Here is a 23,838-nt window from a genome sequence, read left to right on the forward strand (position 1 = left end):
CGGCCGGTCGAGGGTCGCCCTGAAGTGTTCGGGGCGACCCTCTGTTCCGTCCGTGCGACAGCCGATGGATGAAGCATGGACGAAAAGATCGCTGAAGGTCTCGAGCGGCGAAACCGCCTCGTCGCCGAAGGCAAACTGCTCACCTACGAGCCGGAGGGCCCGGTGCCGAGTCTGGACGAGATCGAAGAGCTGTCCCGCGGCTGGGGCACCGCCGTCAGCGAGGCGCTCGACTGGACTCGGGGCGAGTGGTGACGGTCGACCTCTTCGCCGGAATTCCCGTCCGCGACTACGAAGGTGCCCTCGCCTGGTACGAGAAGCTCTTCGGCTCCCCGCCGACGTACGTGGTGAGTGACACCGAAGCCCTCTGGGAAGTCACCGGTCACGGCTCGATCGTCGTCGAACAGCGGCTCGACCGCGCCACCGGGCACGCCATGCACACCCTGTTCGTCGACGACCTCGACGAGCGCGTCGCCGGGATCTCCGCCCGCGGCATCGAACCGGCCGACCGCGAGACCTACGACAACGGCGTCCGCAAGATCATCTACCGCGACCGCGAGGGAAACGAGATCGGCATCGGCGGCCCGCCCGCGTAGACTCGTCCCGTTCTTGGCTTCACGAACCTCACGGCCCGGTGGGTAGTCCGGGCGGTCCGCACGGACTCGTTGTCCCGCAAGGGAAACCGGTGGCGCCAGGCTGATCCGTCACGCCTGGAGGTTCCCGATGAGCGGGGTGTTCACGCTGTACCACGACGGCCGGTTCTGGGTCGGCGTCTACGAAATCCACGAAGAAGGCCTGGTCCGCGCCGCGCGCCACATCTTCGGCGCCGAGCCGAACAACGCGGAGCTGGCGGCCTTCGCGGCCGGCCGCGACTTCGTGCGTCTCGCCGACCGGGCGCGAGAAGCCCCGGCCGTGCCGGTCGAGCGGCGCCCGAAGCGGCGGATCCACGACGAGCCGGGCATCGGCACGGCCGCCCAGCGGGCGCTCAAGGAAGCCGTCGCCGAGCGGGTGTCCGAAAACAAGGCGGCCCGGAAACGCCGGGCCGCCGCCGAAGCCGCCCGCCGTCGCGCGCTCGCGAAAGCCAAGTCGCGTGCCAAGCACCGGGGCCGGTGATCAGCACTCCGCCGGGGCACCCGGGGTCACGATGACGCTCCTGGTGCGGGTGCCCGCGCCAGGCGGGAGCGGGCAGACGCGGACCACCGGCGGGCCGGCGTCCGCGCGGTTGCCGCTGTTGTCGAACGTGATCATCCCGCCCGCGCCGCGGACCGCCTGGCCCGTCGCGGAGAACCCGCTGATCGCCGTGTTGACCTGGCTGCGCTGCACGGCCTTGGCCGCGGGCAGGGTGCGCAACGCCTCGGACACCACCGACATCGCGTCGTAGGCGTTGACCGCCCAGCCGTCGTCGGTGTGCGCGAGGTCGAACCCGGCGCCGGTGAACGCCTCTTCCAGGTCCGCGAACCCCGGGTTGTTCGCGCGCCGCTGGTCGGCGCCCGCGACGAGGGTGGTCAGCAGCCGGATCCGGCCGCTGGTGAAGCTCGCCGACCGCAGGCCGCGCAGCCGGAGGTCTTCGAGCATCGGGTTGTCCTCGACCGCGCGCACCCGCTGGCCGTCCGACGTGCTCACCACCGTCACCGACGTCGCCGCGCACTGCCCGCTGCCGAACGCCTCGTCGAGGCTGAACAGCAGCCGGGCCAGGTCGCTGCCGCGGGCGATGTACAACAGGGTCACGTCCTTGGCGGCGCCGCAGATCCGCCGTGCCGTCTGCAGCACCGTGCTGGACTCGTCGGCGTCGAACTTCACCTCGGTGACGTTCCCGCCGAACTGGCGCTGCATCATCGGCAGCGCGGTGCAGGTGTAGGGGTCGGACCCGCCGGTGGGCACCATGATGAAGTCCGGTTGCGCGGGAACGACGGCGGCGAGCCGGTCGATCTGCACGCGGTTGCGGTAGGCCACGCGGTAGAAGTAGTCCCGGCCGATCCCGCGCTGGTAGGTGGCGTCCGGGTCGCAGGAGTCGAACTGCGGCTGGTCGCCGCGGGAGCCGGTCTGGTCGAAGCCCTCCGCGGTGATCAGGTCGGACACCATCGGGATCTTCGCCGCGGCCAGCAGGTCCGCGGTCTCGGCGGCCCGCTGCTGGCTGAGGCCGAGGCCGACGACCGCGACGACGCCCCGGTCGGCCAGCTCCCGGGCGACGTCGAGTCCTTCGTTGTCCGGGCCGTAGGCGCCGATGTTCGCGACGACCAGGTGGATCGGGTGCACGCAGCCGGTGCCGTTGGCGCGCCGCTGCCCGGCTGCCATGCCCTCCAGTTCGTGCACCGCGCGGCCGCCGGTGTAGTGGTCTGTCATGGTGGTCAGCACACCGACGGTCACGGCCGTGCCCTGCGGGTCGCAGCGGTCGGCGGCCGTCGTGTTCTGCACGTCGATCACCTTCAGCACGGCGGTGAACCGGTCGAGGCCGAAGTCGTACTCGCCGTCGGACAGCCCGACGCACTCGCCGCCGGCGGACCAGGCGGAGTCGCCCGGCCAGCCGTCGTTGCAGGTGGCGAGCCTGCCCAGCCCCTGCCGGAACACGGCCACGCCGCCGGCGCCGAGGAGCAGGGTGACCACGACGGCGAGGCGGATCCAGTCGGTCCACAGTTTCGGGAAGCGCGAAGGCCGGGGCCAGACGCCCGCGTAGTAGCGCGAGGACAAGGTGGGTCCTTCCGGGAGGGGGGACGGTTCAGTAGCTCTTCGCCCGCAGGAGGAACGGGCCGCGTTCGCGGGCGTGCTCGGCGAGGTGGCGAAGGCTGTCCTTGGCCAGCTCGCGCAGCTCCTCCAGGGCGTGCTCGTCGGTGAAGCACGGGTCGTGGTCGAGCGCGGGGAGCACGCCGAGCAGGACGACGACGTGGTCGGCGGCCGTCGACGGCTGCTTCGGGCCGCGGACGCCGGCCAGGTCCCGCTCGCGCGGATCGGGCGTCGCGACGACCGCCTCGAGCAGGGCGAGCCACTCGGCCGGGGGCAGCTCGGGCAGCAGGGCGGCCAGTTCCTCGGCGACGCCTTCCTTGCCGCTCAGCAGACGCTCGTGGTGCAGCCGCCCGGCGCGGTCGCCGGCGCGGTCCCGCAGCTTCCGGAACGCCGCCGTCCAGCCGGTCGCGGGATCGTCCCGCGCGGCGAGGGCCCGCAGGCCGAGGTAGCGGGCGAGCGGGTGCAGCCGTCCGTCGTCCGCCCCGGCGGGTGACCACAGCGTCCGCGAGGTGAACACGGGGGAGTCGTGCCGCACCGGGTGCGGCAGCAGCGGGAGCAGCCGTTCGGCCTCGAGCCGGTCGCGGGCGGCGGAGAGGGTGACGAGCGCCTCCAGCAGCGGCTCCTCGACGTGCTTGCGCGCGTTGAGGCCGCGGACGAAGGGTTCCAGCAGCCGTCGCTCGACCGTGGTGCCCCCGGGTGCCGGGCGGCGCAGCAGGGAATCGACGTCGGTGCCGGGCTCGCTGTCCTTGGCGAGCTCGTCCAGGACGACGGCCGTCCCTTCCGGGTGGCCCCGGGTGAGCCGGTGGGCCACCGGACCGTGCCGGTGTCCGTTGCCCCACCTGAAGGACTCCGCCAGGTGGCGCACCTCGTCCGGACCGAGATCGCCGGCCGGGATCCGCACCCACGGCCCCGGCCAGCCGGTCTCGCCGCCGCAGCCGGTGGCGGTGGCGAGCGCCTCCGCCACTGGGCCGGTCGTGGCGACGACCAGGTTCAGCGGATCCGGCGGCAGGTCGGTCCGCGCGGCGGCCAGCCGGCCGCGGACGTGAATCAGTGAACTCGTGAAAGCCGACGGGGCCGACAGGTCGCCGTCGTCGACGAGCACCAGGATGGCCGGCGCGTCACCGCCCGCCGCCGCCCGGCTGCGCCGCAGATCGGCCAGCAGGGCGGCGACCAGCAGGTGGTCCGCCTCTTCGCGCCGGGACGGCCGCTCGCTGCGCGCCCAGTCGCTCAGGTCGATCAGCGTCTGCAGGGGGTTGAAGTCGAAGCCCATGTCCTGGTGGCCGAACCAGGCCACCGGGCCCGCCCAGTCGATCTGCCGCCGCCAGCGCCACTTGCGCACGCTCGCCACCACGGCCACGGCGACCTGGTCCACCACGGGGGGCGCGGCCGCCGCGACCGGCGGGCCCGCGATGGCCGCCGCCAGCCCGCCCGCCGCCCGCACCACGCTCTGGACGAACGCGAGCAGCACGGCGGGGTCGCGGTGGTCGAGCAGCACCTGCTTCAACCGGTTCAGCGCATCGGTCGCGGTCAGCTTCGAGAAGTCCTCGCGGATCGCGAGGTGCGCGATCAGCGTGCGGTGGAATTGCACGGGGTAACCGCGGATTCCGGGGGACAAGCCGATCATCACCGCGGTCAGCACACCCAGCACGGCGTTTTCCGCGGAATCGACGGCTTCCGAGGGGCGGACCAGTGCGGTCGGCGTCTCGCGCCGCCATTTCTCCAATGCCTTGCGCAGCGATTCGGACTTGCCGGAACCGCCGGGCCCTTCGACGGCGAGGACCGGCGAGGTCCGCAGGCCGGCCGCCTGGACGGCCATCAGTTCGCTGATCGGTTCGGGCAGGTTCAGGCGCACGTTCGCTCCCTCGCGATCCGGTCACCCCCGACCGGAGGCTGTACTGTAAACGCCTTCCTGTGACCCCGATCACGGGGGTGCTGAATCGAAGCCGAATCCGGCTTCGATTCACCTGATGGAGTGAGACAAAAAAGGGGCATGCAATGGAACTTTCACGCGTTGTCCCGCCCGGGCTCACGGTGCGTGAAATCGAACCGTGATCGGTGTTTTCAGTTCCACTCCACCGCGACCCCGGCCAGCCCGGGCCCGGCGTCGCTGAAGAACGCGCTGCTCACCCCGCCCATGTCGCAGGCCAGCTCCTCCGCCACCACGGGCAGGGCGTCGTCCCGGGCCCGGACCTGACGCGTGCACCGAGCGGGCAGCGCGTTGCGGTCGAAGCGCAGCTGGACGAGGTAACTCGCGCACCGGTCGCGCAGCATCCGGTAGTACCCCGGCGACGCCGAACCCGAGTCGTCGCGGACCTCGAAGCAGAACACGTGGATGTCGCCCTCGGCGAGCTTGCGGTCGAACAACAGCTCCGTCGCCATCGTGTCCGCGTCCGGGTTGCGGCGCATCCGGCCCACCCGGCAGCCCTCGTCGGTGATCAGCTCGACGTCGTCGATGCGGCAGCCCGGGTCGCCGTTGTACACCGTCAGGTACCGGTCCGGGCCGTGCCGACGCGCGCGCGTCACCAAGCGGGTGCGCAGGCTGACCTGGCGGTGCTCGGCGTCGAACGTGATCGTGTCGTGTACCGACAGCAGCTCGAGGTCCGCGTTGTAGTGGTTCGACGACGGGTACGCGCCCAGCTCGGCCAGCAGGTCCTCCACGATCGACCCCATGTCGCCGGAGCGCAGGTCGTGGAAGGACGCCGCCGGCTGGTGGCCGCGGCGGACCAGGCGCGGGCCGATCAGCACCACCAGCGCGTCGGCGGGCAGCTGGAGGACCGATTCGAGCGCGCGGACCGCCGGGAGCGCCTTCGGCACCTCGGGCTGGCGCAGCCCGCGTTGCCAGTAACTCAGCGTGGACTGTCCGATTTGGACCCCGCGCAGGGCGAGGTGCGCCCGCAACCGGGCGAGCGAAAGGCCGCGGTAGGCGATCGCCAGTCGAAGGGCGTGGTGGAACTCGCCGGTGCGGAGCGCCTCGGTCAGCTCTTTCGGCAGCTCGGCGACCGACGACCGGCTCGTGCGAGCGCCATCGATGATCAGTGGGAGGTTCCCGTCTTGTGCCACCGCTCGTCCCTTCACCCGACCAGTGTGTGCGCTGGGCGTGAACACCGCGGAACGTTCACGTTAGCAGCGTAGAGTGGGCGTGCCGACCCCCGTTCAGGGTGGTTGGCCACGTAAGGGTGACTGTTCCGCGTTCCGGTTATGACCCGGAACGGTCCGTTCCTCCGGATGGCGTTCTTGCTCCGGGTGACCACGTTGTTCACCGTTGTGACCACCGCTGGTTCGCCCACTCCTCCGCAGGAGGCCGTCTGTGCTGGTGAAGTCGAGCCAGGTTCACGCCGTACTGGCACTGAGCCTGATGTTGTGCCTGGTCGCGCCGGTCACCGCCGGAGCCGCGCCCGGAGTGCCTTCGACCTACCGCGACCAGATCGTGATCCAGGCCCAGCAGAAGAACCAGTGGTGCTGGGCCGGTGCGGGCAACACCATCGCGGCCTACCACGGTGCCGTCCTCAGCCAGCTGCGGTTCTGCCAGCTCGCGCACGGCGAAACCGGCCGCGACTGCGCCAACCTCCCCGGCACGCTCGCGGATCCGCGGCGCGCCTTCGCCCGGCTCGGGTTCCGGTCGCCGGGCGACTACCTCGACCGGCGCATCTCCTACGCGGCGGTCCGGACGCAGACCGCGGCGGGCCGCCCGGTCGAGACGCGGGTCGGCTACCGCTCGGGCGGCGGCCACACGCACGTCCTCTACGGCTACGACACCAGCGGTGGCTGGGTCTACTGGGGCGACCCGGGTGCGGCGAAGCGCTACCACTGGTCGGCTTACGGGTTCTACGCGCACAACTCGTCGTTCACCTGGACGCACACGCTCACCGGGATCGCCCGATGAGCAGGCGGGTGCTGGCACTCGCCGTGCTGACCGGCGCGGCGCTGCTGATGACGGCTCCGGTGTCAGGCGCGGCCCAGGCCGCCGGCATCAGCAGCGCCGACGCCGTGGCCGCGCACGCCGCGGCGGCGGGCCTCCAGGACACCCTGGTGCGCTTCTTCGCCCAGGCCCCGGACGCGCACGGGCCGGTCTCGGTGCGGATCGCCCCGGACGCCTACCCCGTCTACGAGCTTTCCCCGGACTTCGTCGTCGGCAAGCCGGGCGCGACACCGGGAGACTTCGCCTACTTCGCCGTTCCCGCGCGGGCGTCCGACGGCCGGACCGCGACGCTCTGGTCGGTCCGCGGCGACGACGGCGCCTGGCAGGTCGGCAACATCGCCTCGGGCGACGTCGAAGGCGCGTACGCCCGGACGCTGCCCACGGGCGCCCAGCTCCTGCACGAACCGCAGGTCGACGCCTGGTACGCGGTGCGCGACGGCCGCGTGACCCCGCTGTCGGAGAACAAGTCCGCCGTCACGGTCGCCGACTACCAGCGGACGGTCTCGGCGCGTTACGCGGACAAGCTCCCCGGCTCGGCCTACGACCGCGACGGCGAGGCGGGCGGCTACGACGCGACGTCCCAGGTGATGCCCCGCGGCGACGGCGGCCCGGCGCCCTCGAGCCACGACACGGGCTGGGTGCCGCTGCTGATCCTGGCCGGCGTCCTGGCGGTCAGCGGCGCCGGGTACGTGCTGCACCTGCGGCGGATCTCCGCCTGAAGACGAACCGGCGGGCTCGGCGTCGATCCCCTTCCACCGAGCCCGCCGGTCCACCACCACCGATACTGTGACGTCCGTGGGTCGACTGGTGGTCATCGAAGGGCTCGACGGCGCGGGCAAGCGCACGCTCACCGACGGGCTGACGGCGGCGTTGCGCGCCAAGGGCGCGAGCGTGGCGAAGCTGGCGTTTCCGCGCTACGGCGAGAGCGTGCACGCGGACCTGGTCCGGGAGGCGCTGCACCGCGGGCACGGCGACCTCGCCGACTCGGTGTACGGCATGGCGGTGCTCTACGCGCTGGACCGCCGCGGCGCCGCGGACGAGATCCGCGCGCTGCGGGACGCGCACGACGTCGTGCTGCTCGACCGGTACGTCGCGTCCAACGCGGCGTACGCGGCCGCGCGGCTGCGGCAGGACGCGGGCGGCGAAGTCGTGAAGTGGGTGTGGGAGCTGGAGGTCGGCCGCTTCGGGCTGCCGCGCCCGGACGCGCAGCTGCTGCTGCGGGTCGCGCCCGCGGTGGCGGCCGAGCGCGCGGAACGCCGTGCGGAGGAGGAGACCGACCGCGAGCGCGACGCCTTCGAAACCGACGACGCCCTCCAGCGCCGCTGCGCCGCGGTGTACGACGAGCTGGCGGCGGCGGGCTGGCTGGCACCCTGGCACGTCCTGGACGGCGTGGCGGGCGTGGACCACGACGCCCTGGCGGCGACGCTCCTGGGTTAGCGCAGGCGGCCGGGGGTCGAATCGCTCGGCCGGGAGTGCCGTGCTGCCATCGCGTCCTTCCGGACGAAGGTGCCGATCCCACTTTCGAGGAGTAATCCGCCGCCGACGAGTGGCGTTCGAGGCGCGAAAATCCCGGGTGCTCCACTGGTGGTGGGTGCGCCCGAATGAAAGCGCGGAATCGCTCACCATTCGGTGATCACCCATTCGTGAATTGTCGGAAAAAGCGTGGGACCGGTCCCGGACAAACCGTTTAGGGTCCCTGGTTCGTGCGTCACAATGGCGCACCTGAATCCATTCACCAGCGGTCCCCACCGCCCGAGCGATGACGGGAAACCCCATGGCTTCTCCGGCGTGCCCCCACACCATCGTCACCACCGACATCGTCGGTTCCAGCGGCGGCGGCCGGGCCAGGCAGGCGTACCTCGACGAAGTCCACGACCGGGTGCTCGCCACGGCGCTCGCGCCCTTCGCGCCCGTGTTCGACCGCCGGGACGGCGACAGCGCGACCTTGGCGTTCGCGCCCGACGTCGCCCCGGCGAGGGTGCTCGCCGACTTCGCGCTGAGGGAACTGGTGCTCGCGCTCTCCACCGTGAACGCGGTCGCGAACGCGGAGCACCAGCTGCGGCTCCGCGTCGCGGTCGACCACGGCCAGACCGTGGTGGAGCGCCCGCACATCAGCGGCGCCGCCCTGACCCGCGCCGCGCGGTTGCGCGACGCGCCGGAACTGCGTGCGGCGATGACCGGCCACCCCGGCGTCCAGATCGGGCTGATCGTCTCCGACACCGTGTTCGAGACCATCGTCCGCTCCGGTGAGCGCGGGCTGGACGCCGGGCTCTTCCGGCAGGTTCCCGTGGCGGTCAAGGACTTCAGCGGGTCCGGCTGGATCCACCTCCCCGGCGAGCGCGAACCGGACGCGGCATCGTCCACCGTACCGGCGAGTGCGACGGAGGTGATCATCAACGTGGGGACGCTGCACGCCCGGGACTCGGTTTTCGGGGTGCGCCATGCGTGAGCCCGGCAGGGTGGCCGACGCGGTCATCAACTTCGAGAAGGCGTACATCAGCCACAGCGTCATCGGCTCGGCGACCACGCGTCCGCCCGGGCGGACGCGCAAACGGCGTCGGCAAACCGGGCTCCTGGACGAACACGACGTGAAGGGGGCCGTCGCGATGTACGTGTCGCCAGCCTGCCACGCGAAGGCCGCCGCGAAGCTCGGCGTCGAGCACGTCGTGCTCCTCGAAGGGGAGCGCGGCCTCGGCAAGCAGACCGCGGCCATCGCCTTGCTGCGCGAAAAGACGCCGAAACCGCTGCGCCGGCTCTCGCCCGCGAGCACGGTGAAGGACCTCTGCGAATACCGCTACCAGCCGGGCCGCGGGTACCTGGTGGCCGACCACGTCGGCGCCGAAGGCTCCCGGCACGCGGACTTCGACTGGCACCTGGTGCGGGACGCCGTGCGCCGCGTGGGCGCGTTTCTGGTCGTGACCCGGCGGAAGCCGGTCGTCGACGTCGACTCCGTCAAGGTCGTCGCGTGGGCGTGGCCGCCGCTCGAAGACGTCGTGCGGTCGCACGTCGGCGAGGCCGCCGCCGAGGTGCTCGCCGCCCTTCCCGCCGACTGCACCATGACCGAGGTCGCCGGGGTCGCCGCCAGGCTGGCCGACGGCGAGCCGGTCGACGAGGCCGTGCGCGGGCTCGGCCGGACCGCGGCCGAGGTGGTGCGGACCTGGTTCGAGGCGGGGCCCGGCAGGCAGGACCTCGTCGAGGTGACCGCGCTGGCGTTCGGCGCGGGTCTGACCGGCGAGGAGTTCGAAGCCCGGCGCACGGCGCTCGACCGGCACCTGCCGCCCGGCGACCGTACGTCCACGGCGACGGCCACGCGGCTCGTGACCGGCGCCCCGGGCGCGCGGGCCTTCGCCGATCCGCGGTACGGCGAGCACGTGCTCGCCGAGCTGAACGCCCGGCAGTCCAAGTCCTTCTGGGCGGGCGTCGTGGCCTGGCTCGCCGAGATCGTCGAGACGACGGGCGCCGACGTCGCGGTCGCCTTCGGACTCGCCCAACTGTCCGAAGTGGATCTCGGAACGGTGGAAACCGGCTGTCTGGACCCGTGGTCGGCCGGTGCGCTGGGGTGGAGCGGCCAGACCACGGCGGCTTTCGTGGTGTGGGCCATGGCACTCGAGGAGCGGACCCGGTCGGCCGCGTTGGGTGTCGTGCGCGGCTGGGCGGGCGGGTCCGCGGTCCAACGGCAGACCGCCGCGCTGGCTCTGGCGGGTGAACTCGGCGCCCAGTTCCCGGCCGAAGCGGTGGCGGAGCTGAAGAAGATGGTGGAGCGAGGCCGCTCCGACGACGCGGTGACGGACGCCCTCGGCACGTTGTTCGGTGTCCTCACCGCGGAGAAGGACGGTGGCGGGGGCCTCGTCCTCGAGCTGCTGGCCGACCTCGGCCGCGGCTCGGCCCCCCGGGACGCCGTCTCGCGGACCACGCGGGCGGTGCTGACGGCCTGGAACCCCGAGGACGACGAACTCGCCCTCGGCGCCTTGCTGCGCGAGGACCCGGCGCTCGCCGAGGCGGTCGGGAAGGTGGCGGCGCCCTTGCTCGCCGACCCCCGGTTCCGGGGCGACGTCCTGCGTGCGACGGCCGCCGCCGCGCAGAACCTCAAAGAGGGTGAGCTAAGGAGTTCATGCAGGCGCTCGAAGGCGCGGCCGAACCGGTGGCGACGCCGGATCCCGAACCCCCGCCGCCGGCCATCCGGGCCGATACCGGTGAGCGTGGTTATCCGATCACCGGCGTGATCCGGGTCGGCGGGCGTCGACGCCGACGGCTGCCCGGACTCGAGCCGCACGAAGTCCTGGTGTTCCAAACGGGCGACGGCTGCGTGGCCGATCCCGGCGGCCGGGCACGCGCCCGGCTGCTGCGGCGAGCCGACGTCGTCACGGTCGTCGACCGCACGGTGGCCCGGTTCGTGCCGGTGGTCGTCCCGATCCCGTCGGCCGGTCCGGCGCCGTTCCAGCTCGTGGCCGGTTTCGCCTGCACGGCAACCGATCCCGCCCGCGTCGCGCGTGAAGGAGTCGACGCGGCCGGGCTCATCCGTGGTCACCTGCGCCACCACCACCGGCTCCTCGAGCTGGGCCGCGGGTGCGGGCCGCGCGAAACCGGCCAGGTCCGCCGGGACGCGCTGGCCCGCGTGCGCGCGCTCCTCGACGTCCGTCCCCTCGACCTCCCCGGCGTCGACGTGCGGCTGACCAGCGTCGACCTGTTCGCTCCGCCGTCCCCCGCGAAGGAAGAAGATGCTGACCACTAAGCCCGATCTCGACTTGCTCGGCCGCCGCTTCCGCCGGGTGATCGGCATCGACGAAGCCCTGCTCGCCCAGGTGCCGGAGGAGCGGCCCCGCTACACCAGGCTGGGCGTGATCGTCTGCTGCACCGCGACGATCAGCGCACTGTCCACTTCGGTCATCACCACGCGGCTGCCGTTCGGCGGCCTGACCTGGCTGGTCACCGTGCTGGTGATGGTGGTCTGGGGCGGGTTCATCCTGACGATCGACAGCTGGCTCATCGCGAGCATGCACGGCGCGCTGAAGGCGAAGGCGCGCCAGTTCCTGCCCCGGCTGCTCGTCGCGGCCCTGCTCGGGTTCGTGATCGCGGAACCCCTGGTGCTTTCGGTGTTCCAAGCCGAAATCGACCAGCGGGTGGCCGAGGACCGGGAGCACGAGCTGGCCGCGTTCGTCAGCCGGTGGCGGACGTGCAACCCGCCGGACGACGAAGCCGCCGTTCCCGCTGATTGCGCCGACCACCGGCTGAACCTGGCCGATTCGCCCGGCACCGTGCGCGCCCAGCTCGCCGACCTCGGCCGGAAACGGGACACCCAGTCGGCCGAGCTCGGCCGCGACATGGGCACGTGGGAGCAGCTCGACACCGTGGCGAAGGCCGAGTGCGCCGGCGTCGCGGGTCCCGGCACGACGGGCGTTCCCGGCGAGGGACCGGAATGCACGCGCGACCGCCAGATGGCCGACCAGTACCGGCGTGACACGCGCCTGGAGCAGCGGCGGGCCGACGTCGCCGCCCTCGACACGAGGCTGACCGACCTGCGGAACCAGCTCACCACCGCCGAAGCCGGGTACGGCAGGCAGGTCACGAGCGCGATCGAGCGGAAGGTCGCGGACTGGCGCGCGAGCCACGGCGGGATCGGCGTCCTCGAACGCATCGACGCGCTCGCGCGGATCTCGGCGGGCAACGTCGCCGTGACGGTCGCGCAGTGGGTGTTCCGGCTGCTGCTGGTGCTGATCGACTGCCTGCCGGTGCTGACGAAGTGGGTCAGCGGGGCCACCGCCTACGACCGCATGGTCCGGCGCCAGATCGACTCCCGGGTCCGGCGGCACGAGGATCGCGTCCGGCACGACGAACTGGTCGACGCGGCGGTCCGCGGCGCGCGCACGGCCGAGCTGACGCGCGAACCCCGCGCCCGGCTCGCCGAGGAGGCCGAGGAGAACCGCCGCGCCGAGCTCGACCGGGAACGGCGGCGCGAGGCGGAGATCGACCGCCTCACCGAGCTGTACCGCGAGAGCCCCGGCTAGTCGCGGAAATAGCCCAGCTGGGCGGAAAGCTCGTCGGCGGCCTCGGTCATCGGCCGCACGATCTGCTTCACCCGCTGCTTGGAAAGCCGGTACGACGGCCCCGAAGCGCTCATCGCGGCGACGACGTCGCCGCCGGGGCCGCGGATCGGCACGGCGACCGCGTGCATGCCGAGTTCGAGCTCCTCGTAGCAGGCCGCGTAACCGTCTTCGAGCACCCGCTCCAGCTCGGTCAGCAGCTCTTCCGGCTCGACCGTCGTGCGTGGCGTGTACTGCTCCAGCTTCCGCTTCAGCACCCGCTTGCGCTCGGTTTCGCCCATGTGCGCCAGCAGGATCTTGCCGCTGGAGGTCGCGTGCAGCGGCGTGCGCTGGCCGGTCCAGTTCTGCGTGGTGATCGCGGCCGAGCCGCGGGCCTGGCTGATGTTGATCGCGACGCCGTCGTCGGCGATGGCGATGTTCACGGTCTCGCCGAGCTCTTCGGCGAGGGCCAGGCAGCTCGCGCGGCCGAGTTTCGCCAGGTCCATGCGCCCGGTCGCGGCGCCGGCCAGGCGCACGACACCGAACCCGATCGCGTACTTCCCGCGTTCCCCGAGCTGTTCGACGAGGCCTCTGGACTCCAGGACGCTGAGCAGCCGCGACGCCGTCGACTTGTGGACGCCCAGCTCGCCCGCGATCTCCGTGATGCCGGTTTCGCCGTGGCGGGCGAGCAGCTCCAGCACGCTGATCGCGCGGTCGACGGACTGCACCTGGCTCTGAGTTGCGTTGCCCGAGTCCTGGTTCCGCATAGCGCAACACTATCCGTTTCGCGCGGTTCGCATCGGCTGAGTGGGCGAATCCGCGGGCCGTCCGGTGCGCCGCGGAGCCGGGTACCGGCACCCGGATGGAGCAGGGGAGCGTGCCGATCTTGATCTTTCTGGTGGTCAAACACGCGGGTCGTGCGTGCGGGCGCCGCGAGTAGTGCGAATATGTGGACATGAAGGCACGTGTTCTCGTGGTCGACGACGACCCTGCACTCGCGGAGATGCTGACCATCGTGCTCCGTGGGGAGGGGTTCGACACGGCGGTGGTCGCCGACGGCTCGCGCGCGCTGCCCGCGCTGCGTGAGCTGAAGCCCGACCTCGTCCTGCTCGACCTGATGCTGCCCGGGATGAACGGGATCGACGTCTGCAAGGCGATCCGCGCCGAGTCCGGGGTGCCGATCGTCATGCTCACCGCCAAGAGCGACACCGTCGACATCGTCCTCGGCCTGGAGTCCGGCGCCGACGACTACGTCGTCAAACCGTTCAAGCCGAAGGAGCTGGTCGCCCGGGTCCGCGCCCGGATGCGCCGCACCGAGGCCGAGCCCGCGGAGTCGCTCACCATCGGCGACCTGGCGATCGACGTGCCGGGCCACGAGGTCACCCGCGAGGGCAAGGCCATCCCGCTGACCCCGCTGGAGTTCGACCTGCTGGTGGCGCTGGCCCGCAAGCCGCGCCAGGTGTTCACCCGCGAGGTGCTGCTGGAGCAGGTCTGGGGCTACCGGCACGCGGCCGACACGCGGCTGGTGAACGTGCACGTCCAGCGGCTGCGGTCCAAGGTGGAGAAGGACCCGGAACACCCCGAGGTGGTGTTGACCGTTCGCGGTGTCGGGTACAAGGCCGGCCCGCCGTGATCCGTCGATGACCGCTGAGACCGGCAGACGGCTCCCCGCGTTCGCGCATTCGACGGCACGCCTGGTGCGGCGTGTCGTCGTTTTCGCGCGCCGTCGCGCGGTCGCGTTCAACGAGCTGTGGAAGCACTCGCTGCAGTTCCGCGTGACCGTCTCGACGCTGGCGCTGTCCTCGGCCGTGGTCTTCGTGCTCGGCATGGTCCTGCAGAACCAGATCACCGAACGGCTGCTGGACACCAAGCGCGACGCCGCGATCGCGCAGACCCGCGCGGCGGCCGAGACGGCGGCCGGCGAGCTCGTCGGCCTCGGCGGCGAGACGCGCGACGCGATGGACAACCGGCTGGCGAACGCGCTCAAGAAGATCGCGATCACGCCGACCAGCCAGGACGCCGCCGGTTCGGCGGCCGGCACGTTCGTCCCGGTGCTCGCCAGCGGCGGCCACGACCAGTCCGGGCAGCAGTCGTCGCACGCCGGTCCCTACGAGAACGTGCCGCCGCGGCTGCGCCAGTTCGTCGAAGCCGACCAGACGAGCTACCTCGAGCACACCGTCACCGACCCGAACGGCGTGCGCACGACGTACCTGATCGTCGGCACGTCGCTCAACACGGTCGCCAGCCCGCTGCAGCTGTACCTGCTGTTCCCGCTGACGACCGAGCAGAACACCGTCTCGACCGTGCAGAACACGCTGCTCGTCGGCGGGCTCGTGCTGCTGCTCCTGCTGGCGGGCATCACGAACCTGGTGACCAGGCAGGTGGTCCGGCCGGTCCGCCAGGCCGCCGCGGCGGCCGAGCAGTTCGCCGGCGGCGACCTCGACCAGCGGCTGGCCGTGCTCGGCGAGGACGACCTCGCGAAGCTCGCGGTGTCCTACAACGAGATGGCCGCCAGCATCCAGCGCCAGATCCGCCAGCTCGAGGAGTTCGGCGGGCTGCAGCGCCGGTTCACCTCCGACGTCTCGCACGAGCTGCGCACGCCGCTGACCACCGTCCGGATGGCCGCGGACGTGCTGCACGCGTCGCGCGAGCAGTTCCCGGCGGGGCTCGCGCGCTCGACGGAACTGCTGGTCGACGAGCTCGACCGGTTCGAGGCGCTGCTCGGCGACCTGCTGGAGATCAGCAGGCTCGACGCCGGTGTCGAGGAGCTGGCCGCGGAGTTCATCGACGTCCGCCCGATCGCCACCCGCGCGGTCGAGCAGGTGCGGGTCATCGCCGGCAACGCGGGCAGCTCGGTCGAGCTGGTGCTGCCCGACGAAGACGTGATCGCCGAGGTCGACGCCCGGCGCGTCGAGCGGATCCTGCGCAACCTGCTGGCCAACGCCGTCGACCACAGCGAGGGCAAGCCGGTGGTGCTCACGGTCGCGGCCAGCGAGACGGCCGTCGCGATCACGGTCCGCGACCACGGTGTCGGCCTGCGGCCCGGCGAGGCGGAGCTGGTGTTCAACCGGTTCTGGCGCGCCGACCCGTCGCGCAACCGGCGCACCGGCGGCACCGGGCTGGGGCTGGCGATCAGCCAGGAGGACGCGCGCCTGCACGGCGGCGAGCTCGACGCGTGGGGCGAGCCGGGCCACGGCGCCTGCTTCCGGCTGGTGCTGCCGCGCCGCCAGGACGTGCCCGCGGGCGACCCGCCGCTGGTGCTGCCGCCGCCCGACCGCGTCGCCGGTGAGGTGCCGCTCGGGCTGATCGAGATCACCCCGGCGCCGGAGGCGATCTTTGCTGAGCGTGAGGGAGTCGGGCAGTGACACCACACGCATTTCGGGGGTCCGGGTGGCGGAGCCCCCGGCCCGGGGCGCAGCCCCGGATGAAGCAGCTCTTGGTGTCTCTCTTGTGCTTCGTGCTGCTCGCGGGTTGTGCGAACGTGCCGCTCGAGTCGCAGCCCGTCGTCGTCCCCGGCGAGCGCCAAGGACAGGGCCCCGGCGACGTCGTGCCCGAACCGGCGCAGGGCATCGACCCGCTGACGCTGGTCCGCGACTTCGTCGGCGCGACGCTCAAGCCGGGGCAGAACAACGCGGCGGCCCGCGCGTACCTCGACGACGCGAGCCAGGCGAGCTGGCGCCCGAGCCGCAGCCTGACGATCATCCAGGACACGTTCGGCACGGTCTACGACACCGACCCGCAGCCGGACCCGAACACGCTGGTCGTCAACGTGCGCGGGATCGACGTCGGCACCCTGGACCAGAACAGCGCCTTCGTGCCCGACTACAGCTCGGCGTTGCTGCAGGTCAAGGTGCGCAAGCAGGCGAACGGCCAGTGGCGGATCGTCGACCCGCCCGCCGACCTCTACGCGACGGAGTCCGACTTCAGCGCGAACTACACCGCGGTGGCGGTGAGCTTCTATTCGGAGTCGGCGGCGACGTTCGTCCCGGACCGGCGGTACGTGCTCGCGAAGCCGCAGTCGGGCCTGCCGAGCCGCGTGATGGACCTGCTGGTCACCGGGCCGTCGACGGCGCTGGCCGGCGCGGTGAAGAACCTGCTCGGCGAGCCGGTCGAGATCGACACGAACGTCAAGAGCCTCGACGACGGCACGCTGGTGGTGCCGCTGACCGGGCTGGCTGGCGTCCCCGACGACACCCGGAAGCTGATCGCCGCGCAGATCGTGCTGTCGCTGCAGTACGTCACGTCGGCGCGGATCCGGATCCTCGCCGACGGCGCGCCGCTGGTGGCGAACCACCCGGACTGGCGCCTGAGCGAACTGCCGTCGTACGGCGCGGCGCTTTCGCCCAGCCTGGAGCTGAAGGGGCTGATGACGGTCGGCGGCCGGGTCCGCTCCCTCGACGACGGCGCCCCGGTGCCGGGCCCGGCGGGCAACGGCGGCTACGAGGTGGTGAACGCGGCGCAGTCGATCGACGGCAAGCGCCTGGCGGTGGTGGCCCGCGAAGGCGGTCAGGTCCGGCTGCGGATCGGCGACCTGGGCCACGAGCTGCCGCTGGTCAACCTGAGCGGGACGACGATGAGCCGTCCGACGTGGCGTCCCGGCACGGGCGAGGTGTGGACGGTGGTCGACCAGTATTCGGTCGGCCGCATGGTCGTCAACCCGAACGGCCAGTGGACGGCCCTGCAGGTCAACGCGACGGACCTGACGCAGCAAGGCGGGATCACGGAGCTGCGGTTCTCCCGCGACGGCGCCCGCGTGGCGGCGGTGGTGGGCGGTCAGCTGTGGGTGGCTTCGGTGGTCGGCAGCGGCGATTCGGTGTCGCTGCGCGAGCCGCGTCACCTCCAGCCGCACGACCTCCAGGAAGTCGTCGACGTCGACTGGGTCGCGCAGGATTCCCTGGTCGCGGTGACGACGTCGAACTCGCAGCCGGTGCTGCGCGTGACGGTGGACGGCCAGCGGATGGACGCGTTCAACAGCTCCAACCTGACCCCGAAGGTCCACGGCGTGACGGCGGCACCGGGCCGCCAGATCGTGGTGGCCGACGCGAGCGGGCTGTGGACGGCCTCGGCGCTGGGCGAGGTCTGGCGGCCCCAGGCGCACACGATGAAGGACGCGGATCCGTTCTACCCGGGCTGATTCACCTGGGTGGGTGACGTCTGGACGTTCGAAACTGTCGGTACCGGTCGCGACACTGTCCGTGTGCTGAAGAAACTGCTCGATCTCCTGATCCCGAGTCGCTGCGCGGCCTGCGGGGCGCGTGGGGCGCCGTGTTGTGCGCGGTGCGCGCAGGTGTGGCGCTCGGCGGCCGAGGTGGTCCGTGCGCCGACGGCGGGGCTGGTGAGGGTGTTCGCCCTGGCCCGCTACCGCGGGGTGGGGCGGCGGTTGCTGATCGCGTACAAGGAGCGGGGGCGGCGGGATCTGGCGCCGTCATTGGGGCGGGCGCTGGCCGAGGCGCTGGCGGTGTTGCCGATCCCGGCTGCGGTTGATCCGGCGGTCCGGCGGATCTGCCTGGTCCCGGCGCCGAGCCGGCCGTCGGCCGCGCGGGTGCGGGGCGGGCCGCACGTGGAGCGCCTGGCGAATGCGGCGGCGGGTGTGCTGGCCGGGCGAGGCATCGAAGTGGCCGTCGCCCCGGCTCTGGAGCTGGCGGGAGGAGCCCGCGATGCGGTCGGCCTGGGACGTGCGGAGCGCATCGCCAACCTCGCGGGCAGGCTCCGGTTCCGCCAGGCCGGTCGCCCGCCGCCGGGGTTCCCGGTGGTGGTGCTGGACGACGTGATCACGACGGGCGCCACGGCGGCGGCCTGCGTGCAGGCGTTGTCGGCGGAGGGTGTCGCGGTGGCGGCCGTCCTGACGTTGCTCGTGGCCGGGTGACGCTGAAACCGCTTTCGGCCAGCGGATCGGTCCCGCGATCTTCAATCCACGACCGTCCCGGCGCCCGCCGCACACCTGCTCCTCTCAGCCGAGTCCGAAGATCGCATTCCCCGCTTCACCCGCACCAAACACCCCAGGCGCGTCAATTCACCACTCGAACCGTGAAATCCCGGAAAGGAGCCACCCTCGCCGAACCCCGCACCCGGGTGAACCGACCTGTCACCTACATGAGTGACATCCGCCGGGAACGCGAGCGGCCCGGCGCCCGTTGTCCGGGCATGAGGGTGTCGACCACGACCACTCGGCCGCCACACCACTCCACCGGAGTGGCGGCTGTGCCGGACGGGGCCGTCACCCTCGGCGTCCACCGCTCGGCAGCGATGCGCCGTCCGTGTGAAAACACGCTGCGTGCACCGCGTCCGACCAGCGGGTGTTTTCTGGTGTTCATCCCGCGATCACTGCGCGGGGTGACGGAGTCTCATTCCTCGACATCCCCCGGCTCGGGGGCTGTTGCAACGGGCGTGAGGAAGCTAACGTGCTCCGCAATCAGCAATCCCCGCAGGCAGGGAGGTGACGAGCCCATGTCCCTGGCGCCGGAGGTGCGCTGAGTCCGCGCTCGGTCATCGGAACGAGACGTCGTCCACCGTTTCCGAGTTCCTTCTCAGCCCGCGATCCGGGCTTCCGTCCCCGCAATACCGGCGCCGTGTGAAAACACAACAGCTCGCAGTCATCTCAGCGAGGGAGGTCGTGTATGGACATCGTCGTTAAGGGCCGCAACGTGGAGGTGCCCGACCACTATCGGGCGCTTGTCAGCGAAAAGCTGGCCCGGCTCGAGCGCTACGACAGGAAAGTCATCCGGTACGACGTGGAGCTGTTCCACGAACCCAACCGACGTCAGGCCAAGAGCTGCCAGCGCGTCGAAATCACCGGAAAGGGGCGGGGCCCGGCCGTACGCGCTGAAGCGTGTGCCGCCGACTTCTACGCAGCGCTTGATTCCGCAGTCACCAAGCTGGAGAACCGGCTGCGGAGGACACACGACCGGAGGCGTGTGCACTACGGGCGCAGCCGCCCGGAATCGGTCGCCGAAGCGACCTCGATGCTGCCCGGTGGCGGAGCCCCGGCCGCAGCCAGTCCCGCCGCGCGTACCGCGGTGTTGGAAGCACCCGAAGCCGAACCGCAGGCGAACGGCTTCGCGAGTGCCGAAGAGATACACCTGCCCCAGCAGCAGAGCTGGGCCGACGACGACCTGGGTCACCAGCCCGGTCGCGTCGTTCGCGAGAAGCAGCACACCGCGGAGCCCATGACGGTGGACCAGGCTCTCTACGAGATGGAGCTGGTCGGCCACGATTTCTACCTCTTCAACGACTCGGAAGCGGGCCGGCCCAGCGTGGTCTACCGGCGGAAAGGCTTCGACTACGGCGTGATCCGGCTCGGCTGAGCCGGTCTAAGGAGGCCTTCGCCGGATGGCCCGCACGCGCTCGCGTGCGGGCCATCCGCATGTCAGGACCTACGGCGTGTGCACACGACGCCCACCGTTCCCTACGATGGGGGTGGGAAGGTGGCGCCGAACACGGCCGCCACCGCGGGAGAACCTGCCCGGGACCGGCCTGGGCGTGCTCATATTCAGCTAGTGAGGTCGACCGGATGGTGCTGAACCGCCTGCTCCGCGCGGGTGAGGGCAAGATGGTGAAGCGGCTGCGCAACATCGCCGATCACATCAACACCCTCGAAGACGACGTCAAGGACCTGACCGACGCCGAGCTGCGGGCCAAGACAGACGAGTTCCGCAAGCGGAACGGCGACGGTGAATCCCTCGACGACCTGCTGCCGGAGGCCTTCGCGGTCGTCCGGGAGGCGGCCAAGCGGGTGCTCGGCCAGCGCCACTTCGACGTCCAGCTGATGGGCGGCGCGGCGCTGCACCTCGGCCAGGTCGCCGAGATGAAGACCGGTGAAGGCAAGACGCTGACCTGCGTCCTCCCGGCCTACCTCAACGCCATCCCCGGCAAGGGCGTCCACGTCGTCACGACGAACGACTACCTGGCCAAGCGCGACTCGGAGTGGATGGGCCGCATCCACCGCTTCCTCGGCCTCGAGGTCGGCGTGATCCTGTCGGAGCAGCAGCCGGACGTCCGGCGCGCCCAGTACAACGCCGACATCACCTACGGCACGAACAACGAGTTCGGCTTCGACTACCTGCGCGACAACATGGCGTGGAGCCTCGACGACTGCGTGCAGCGCGGGCACAACTTCGCCATCGTCGACGAGGTGGACTCGATCCTCATCGACGAGGCCCGCACGCCGCTGATCATCTCGGGCCCGGCGGACCAGTCGTCGCGCTGGTACGTCGAGTTCGCGCGCCTCGCCCCGCTGATGCAGGGCATCGACACCACCACGATGGGGTCGCGGGAGCGCACCGAGAAGGCGAACCTGATCAACTCGAAGTACCACTACGAGGTCGACCAGCGGAAGCGCACGGTCGCGGTCACCGAGAAGGGCGTCCGGTTCGTCGAGGACCAGCTCGGGATCGACAACCTGTACGAGGCCGCGAACACCCCGCTGGTCGGGTACCTGAACAACGCGCTGAAGGTCCAGGAGCTGTTCCACCGGGACAAGGACTACATCGTCCGCAACGGCGAAGTCATGATCGTCGACGAGTTCACCGGGCGCATCCTGGTCGGCCGCCGCTACAACGAGGGCATGCACCAGGCGATCGAGGCCAAGGAAAAGGTCGAGATCAAGGCCGAGAACCAGACGCTGGCGACGATCACGCTGCAGAACTACTTCCGGCTCTACGACAAGCTTTCCGGCATGACCGGTACGGCCGAGACCGAGGCCGCGGAGTTCCACCAGACCTACAAGCTGGGTGTGGTGCCGATCCCGACGAACCGGCCGATGGTGCGCCAGGACCAGCCGGACCTGATCTACAAGACCGAGCAGGCCAAGTTCGAGGCCGTCGCCGAGGACATCGCCGAGCGGCACGAGAAGGGCCAGCCGGTGCTGGTCGGCACGACGAGCGTCGAGAAGTCCGAGCACCTGTCGAAGCTGCTGGTGAAGCTGAGCGTCCCGCACGAGGTGCTGAACGCGAAGCACCACGACCGGGAGGCGCTGATCGTCGCGCGCGCCGGCCAGAAGGGCGCCGTCACGGTCGCCACGAACATGGCGGGCCGCGGTACCGACATCGTGCTGGGCGGCAACCCGGACATCATCGCCGACCAGGTGCTGCGCGAGCAGGGCCTCGACCCGGTGGAGCACTCCGAGGAGTACGAGGCCGCGTGGCCGGCGACCCTGGAGAAGGTCAAGGAGGAGTCGAAGGCCGAGGCGGAAGAGGTCCGCGAGGCCGGCGGCCTGTACGTGCTGGGCACCGAGCGCCACGAGTCGCGCCGCATCGACAACCAGCTCCGCGGCCGGTCCGGCCGTCAGGGCGACCCCGGCGAGTCCCGCTTCTACCTGTCGCTCGGTGACGAACTCATGCGCCGCTTCAACGCGACGATGGTCGAGCGCGTCATGACGACCATGCGGCTGCCCGACGACGTGCCGATCGAGCACAAGATGGTCTCCAAGGCCATCAAGAGCGCGCAGACCCAGGTCGAGCAGATCAACATGGAGCAGCGCAAGGACGTCCTCAAGTACGACGAGGTCATGAACGAGCAGCGCAAGGTGATCTACGCCGAGCGCCACCGCGTGCTGGCGGGCGAGAACCTGCGCGACCAGATCGAGGGCATGCTCGAGGACGTCGTCAACGCCTATGTGGATGGTGCGACCGCCAACGGCTATGCCGAGGACTGGGACCACGAGAAGCTGTGGTCGGCGCTGAAGCAGCTGTACCCGGTCAGCATCGAGTGGGACGACCTGATGGAGGACGGCGACCTCGACGCGCAGAGCCTGCGCGAGGCGCTGCTCGAGGACGCCCGCCGCGCCTACGACAAGCGCGAAGAGGAGATCAACGCGCTCGTCGGCCCGGACGGCATGCGGACCCTGGAGCACCAGGTGATGCTGACGGTCCTGGACCGCAAGTGGCGTGAGCACCTGTACGAAATGGACTACCTCAAGCAGGGCATCGGCATGCGGGCGCTGGCGCAGCGCGACCCGCTGATCGAGTACCAGCGCGAGGGCTTCGACATGTTCCGCGCGATGCTCGACTCGCTGAAGGAGGAGGCCGTCGGCTTCCTGTTCAACCTGCAGGTCGAGCGCGCGGAGGCCCCGCCCGCCGAGGAGGCGGCCGCGGTGCCGACGGGTGTGGCATCGGGCAACGGCCAGGCATCGGAGGGCAGGCACGCGCGCCCGGCACCGCCGCAGCCGCCGGCAACGGACACGGAGTCGGTCCCGGCCGCATTGCGCGGCAAGGGCCTCGGCGCCGGCGGCCCGCAGTCGGGCATGACGCTGTCGGGCCCGGGCGAGGACGGCGAGGTCGAGTCCCATTCGGACGGTCCGCAGCAGTCCGCGGGCGGCGGGTCGGGCACGCGCCGCGAGCGCCGCGCGGCCCAGCGTGACGCGCAGAAGAAGGGCAAGAAGGGGCCGCGTCGCTGACCTTTTCCGGGGCCGGGGCCGCGTGCGGGAACACCGCATGCGCCCCGGCCCGGTTTGCGTGACCGGGCCCGCCGAACCGAACCGGCGGACCAGCGGGTCGACAATTCAGGACACGTGACCCGAGCGCCCCAATGTGGCCTTGGTTGCGTCTGACGCACCGAAGGCCGCCTTGGGTGCGTCAGACGCACCGAAGGCCACATTGGGGCGCTTGAAGCGGGGCCGACGTCGACGACCGGCGCGCGGCACTGGATGCCCTGAAGGGGCCAGGCGGTGCCCGCGCCGTACGTAGCCGCCTCACGCCGCTGCTCGCCGGGGTGTCTGGATGGGCCTCTGCTGCGGCTTCAGCACCGTGAAGCGCTCGCACCGCCACCCATCCGGTGTCCGCGTGAAGCGGGCCGCCAGTGCGAACGACCGGCCGTCCGCCTCCACGCGGGCGCACGCCTCGACCACGCCCGGTGCCGGGGTGCACGTGTGGACCCGGTGCGTCCGGTGCCGGGGCCGGGCCAGGCGCGGCCCGCTCAAGCTCGCGTACACCTCCGGTGCCACCAGTGCGCGGACCTGCGCCGCCGGGCGGCGGCCGTCGTACGCCTCCAGCAGCGTGTTCAGCACGTGGCTCACCTCGCCCGCTTCGAGCTGCCTCGGCACCGGCCACCGGGGGCCGCCGCCGCGGTGCTCTCGCGGGGGCACCGTCGGCGGGCGCTCGGCCCGTCGCGGTGCTTCGCAGTGGATCAGCGTTCTCAGGCGATGTTCCTCGGACATTTCCTCCCCTCCCGGACTCGGCATTTCGC

The 23,838-nt window shown here is 71.5% G+C and carries 21 protein-coding genes; 16 read left to right on the forward strand and 5 right to left on the reverse strand.

The features are described from left to right. The first annotated feature begins 75 nt into the window (after window positions 1–75). From QP939_RS22550 to QP939_RS22560, 3 genes are all read left to right on the forward strand, one after another. Window positions 76–252: a hypothetical protein gene (locus QP939_RS22550; RefSeq protein WP_285458798.1), complete on the forward strand. Its 177-nt coding sequence runs from the start codon at window positions 76–78 to the stop codon at window positions 250–252. Next, window positions 249–593, forward strand: coding sequence for a VOC family protein (locus tag QP939_RS22555; RefSeq protein ID WP_285458799.1), 345 nt, complete (start codon window positions 249–251; stop codon window positions 591–593). The genes QP939_RS22550 and QP939_RS22555 overlap by 4 nt, the downstream gene beginning before the upstream one ends. Window positions 594–720: 127 nt before the next feature. Further along, a complete protein-coding gene (locus QP939_RS22560) occupies window positions 721–1,110 on the forward strand; it encodes a YjdF family protein (RefSeq protein WP_285458800.1) in 390 nt (129 codons plus the stop codon). Here the strand turns inward: QP939_RS22560 and QP939_RS22565 are convergent, their stop codons facing one another. From QP939_RS22565 to QP939_RS22575, 3 genes are all read right to left on the reverse strand, one after another. Then, window positions 1,111–2,685, reverse strand: coding sequence for an ABC transporter substrate-binding protein (locus QP939_RS22565; protein ID WP_285458801.1), 1,575 nt, complete (start codon window positions 2,683–2,685; stop codon window positions 1,111–1,113). A 28-nt stretch (window positions 2,686–2,713) separates the two neighbouring features. Continuing rightward, window positions 2,714–4,570 (reverse strand): hypothetical protein, encoded by a 1,857-nt coding sequence (locus tag QP939_RS22570; RefSeq protein WP_285458802.1) that lies wholly within the window; start codon window positions 4,568–4,570, stop codon window positions 2,714–2,716. Window positions 4,571–4,779: 209 nt separating this feature from the next. After that, window positions 4,780–5,778, reverse strand: a complete 999-nt coding sequence (locus tag QP939_RS22575; RefSeq protein WP_285458803.1) for a hypothetical protein — start codon at window positions 5,776–5,778, stop codon at window positions 4,780–4,782. A 247-nt stretch (window positions 5,779–6,025) separates the two neighbouring features. Here QP939_RS22575 and QP939_RS22580 point away from each other — a divergent pair, with 247 nt between their 5' ends. The 7 genes from QP939_RS22580 (at window position 6,026) to QP939_RS22610 (ending at window position 12,642) form a co-directional block, all read left to right on the forward strand. Beyond that, on the forward strand, window positions 6,026–6,601 hold the full coding sequence (locus tag QP939_RS22580) for a papain-like cysteine protease family protein (protein WP_285458804.1): 576 nt from the start codon (window positions 6,026–6,028) through the stop codon (window positions 6,599–6,601). After that, window positions 6,598–7,356 (forward strand): hypothetical protein, encoded by a 759-nt coding sequence (locus QP939_RS22585; RefSeq protein WP_285458805.1) that lies wholly within the window; start codon window positions 6,598–6,600, stop codon window positions 7,354–7,356. Before QP939_RS22580 ends, QP939_RS22585 begins: the two co-directional genes overlap by 4 nt. Before the next feature lie 67 nt (window positions 7,357–7,423). Beyond that, window positions 7,424–8,074, forward strand: coding sequence for a dTMP kinase (locus QP939_RS22590; protein WP_285458806.1), 651 nt, complete (start codon window positions 7,424–7,426; stop codon window positions 8,072–8,074). Between the two features lie 337 nt (window positions 8,075–8,411). Next, window positions 8,412–9,086, forward strand: coding sequence for a hypothetical protein (locus tag QP939_RS22595; RefSeq protein WP_285458807.1), 675 nt, complete (start codon window positions 8,412–8,414; stop codon window positions 9,084–9,086). Next, on the forward strand, window positions 9,079–10,860 hold the full coding sequence (locus QP939_RS22600; protein WP_285458808.1) for a hypothetical protein: 1,782 nt from the start codon (window positions 9,079–9,081) through the stop codon (window positions 10,858–10,860). Before QP939_RS22595 ends, QP939_RS22600 begins: the two co-directional genes overlap by 8 nt. Next, window positions 10,857–11,369, forward strand: a complete 513-nt coding sequence (locus tag QP939_RS22605; protein WP_285458809.1) for a hypothetical protein — start codon at window positions 10,857–10,859, stop codon at window positions 11,367–11,369. Before QP939_RS22600 ends, QP939_RS22605 begins: the two co-directional genes overlap by 4 nt. Further along, on the forward strand, window positions 11,356–12,642 hold the full coding sequence (locus QP939_RS22610) for a DUF4407 domain-containing protein (RefSeq protein WP_285458810.1): 1,287 nt from the start codon (window positions 11,356–11,358) through the stop codon (window positions 12,640–12,642). Before QP939_RS22605 ends, QP939_RS22610 begins: the two co-directional genes overlap by 14 nt. Here QP939_RS22610 and QP939_RS22615 read toward each other — a convergent pair. After that, window positions 12,639–13,424: an IclR family transcriptional regulator gene (locus QP939_RS22615; RefSeq protein ID WP_285458811.1), complete on the reverse strand. Its 786-nt coding sequence runs from the start codon at window positions 13,422–13,424 to the stop codon at window positions 12,639–12,641. The two genes, QP939_RS22610 and QP939_RS22615, sit on opposite strands and share 4 nt — an antisense overlap. A gap of 188 nt (window positions 13,425–13,612) precedes the next feature. On the opposite strand from QP939_RS22615, the gene mtrA reads away from it, so the two are divergent. From mtrA to secA, 6 genes are all read left to right on the forward strand, one after another. Then, entirely contained in the window at window positions 13,613–14,290 is a 678-nt protein-coding gene (gene mtrA, locus QP939_RS22620) for an MtrAB system response regulator MtrA (RefSeq protein WP_005150760.1), read from the forward strand. A 7-nt stretch (window positions 14,291–14,297) separates the two neighbouring features. Continuing rightward, window positions 14,298–16,022: an MtrAB system histidine kinase MtrB gene (mtrB, locus tag QP939_RS22625; protein WP_285458812.1), complete on the forward strand. Its 1,725-nt coding sequence runs from the start codon at window positions 14,298–14,300 to the stop codon at window positions 16,020–16,022. Between the two features lie 59 nt (window positions 16,023–16,081). After that, window positions 16,082–17,791, forward strand: a complete 1,710-nt coding sequence (locus QP939_RS22630; protein ID WP_285458813.1) for an LpqB family beta-propeller domain-containing protein — start codon at window positions 16,082–16,084, stop codon at window positions 17,789–17,791. Window positions 17,792–17,857: 66 nt separating this feature from the next. Further along, the gene (locus QP939_RS22635; protein WP_434219680.1) at window positions 17,858–18,523 is read left to right on the forward strand and encodes a ComF family protein; all 666 of its coding nucleotides are present in this window, start codon (window positions 17,858–17,860) and stop codon (window positions 18,521–18,523) included. 751 nt (window positions 18,524–19,274) lie between these two features. Further along, window positions 19,275–19,961 (forward strand): ribosome hibernation-promoting factor, HPF/YfiA family, encoded by a 687-nt coding sequence (hpf, locus tag QP939_RS22640; RefSeq protein ID WP_285458815.1) that lies wholly within the window; start codon window positions 19,275–19,277, stop codon window positions 19,959–19,961. 206 nt (window positions 19,962–20,167) lie between these two features. Further along, window positions 20,168–23,050, forward strand: a complete 2,883-nt coding sequence (gene secA, locus QP939_RS22645) for a preprotein translocase subunit SecA (protein ID WP_285458816.1) — start codon at window positions 20,168–20,170, stop codon at window positions 23,048–23,050. 294 nt (window positions 23,051–23,344) lie between these two features. On the opposite strand, the gene QP939_RS22650 is transcribed toward secA, so the two are convergent. Further along, complete coding sequence (locus tag QP939_RS22650; RefSeq protein WP_285458817.1) at window positions 23,345–23,809, reverse strand: Rv3235 family protein; 465 nt, start codon at window positions 23,807–23,809, stop codon at window positions 23,345–23,347. Between the last annotated feature and the right edge of the window lie 29 nt (window positions 23,810–23,838).

This window comes from Amycolatopsis nalaikhensis (assembly GCF_030264295.1).
Taxonomy (GTDB): Bacteria; Actinomycetota; Actinomycetes; order Mycobacteriales; family Pseudonocardiaceae; genus Amycolatopsis; species Amycolatopsis nalaikhensis.

Bases quoted from the DNA above. Each gene is read 5' to 3' on its own strand.
- QP939_RS22550 (WP_285458798.1), top strand. From the start codon at position 76: ATGGACGAAAAGATCGCTGAAGGTCTCGAGCGGCGAAACCGCCTCGTC.
- QP939_RS22560 (WP_285458800.1), top strand. From the start codon at position 721: ATGAGCGGGGTGTTCACGCTGTACCACGACGGCCGGTTCTGGGTCGGC.
- QP939_RS22585 (WP_285458805.1), top strand. From the start codon at position 6,598: ATGAGCAGGCGGGTGCTGGCACTCGCCGTGCTGACCGGCGCGGCGCTG.
- QP939_RS22595 (WP_285458807.1), top strand. From the start codon at position 8,412: ATGGCTTCTCCGGCGTGCCCCCACACCATCGTCACCACCGACATCGTC.
- QP939_RS22600 (WP_285458808.1), top strand. From the start codon at position 9,079: ATGCGTGAGCCCGGCAGGGTGGCCGACGCGGTCATCAACTTCGAGAAG.
- QP939_RS22610 (WP_285458810.1), top strand. From the start codon at position 11,356: ATGCTGACCACTAAGCCCGATCTCGACTTGCTCGGCCGCCGCTTCCGC.
- QP939_RS22615 (WP_285458811.1), bottom strand. From the start codon at position 13,424: ATGCGGAACCAGGACTCGGGCAACGCAACTCAGAGCCAGGTGCAGTCC.
- mtrA (WP_005150760.1), top strand. From the start codon at position 13,613: ATGAAGGCACGTGTTCTCGTGGTCGACGACGACCCTGCACTCGCGGAG.
- mtrB (WP_285458812.1), top strand. From the start codon at position 14,298: ATGACCGCTGAGACCGGCAGACGGCTCCCCGCGTTCGCGCATTCGACG.
- QP939_RS22630 (WP_285458813.1), top strand. From the start codon at position 16,082: ATGAAGCAGCTCTTGGTGTCTCTCTTGTGCTTCGTGCTGCTCGCGGGT.
- hpf (WP_285458815.1), top strand. From the start codon at position 19,275: ATGGACATCGTCGTTAAGGGCCGCAACGTGGAGGTGCCCGACCACTAT.
- secA (WP_285458816.1), top strand. From the start codon at position 20,168: ATGGTGCTGAACCGCCTGCTCCGCGCGGGTGAGGGCAAGATGGTGAAG.
- QP939_RS22650 (WP_285458817.1), bottom strand. From the start codon at position 23,809: ATGTCCGAGGAACATCGCCTGAGAACGCTGATCCACTGCGAAGCACCG.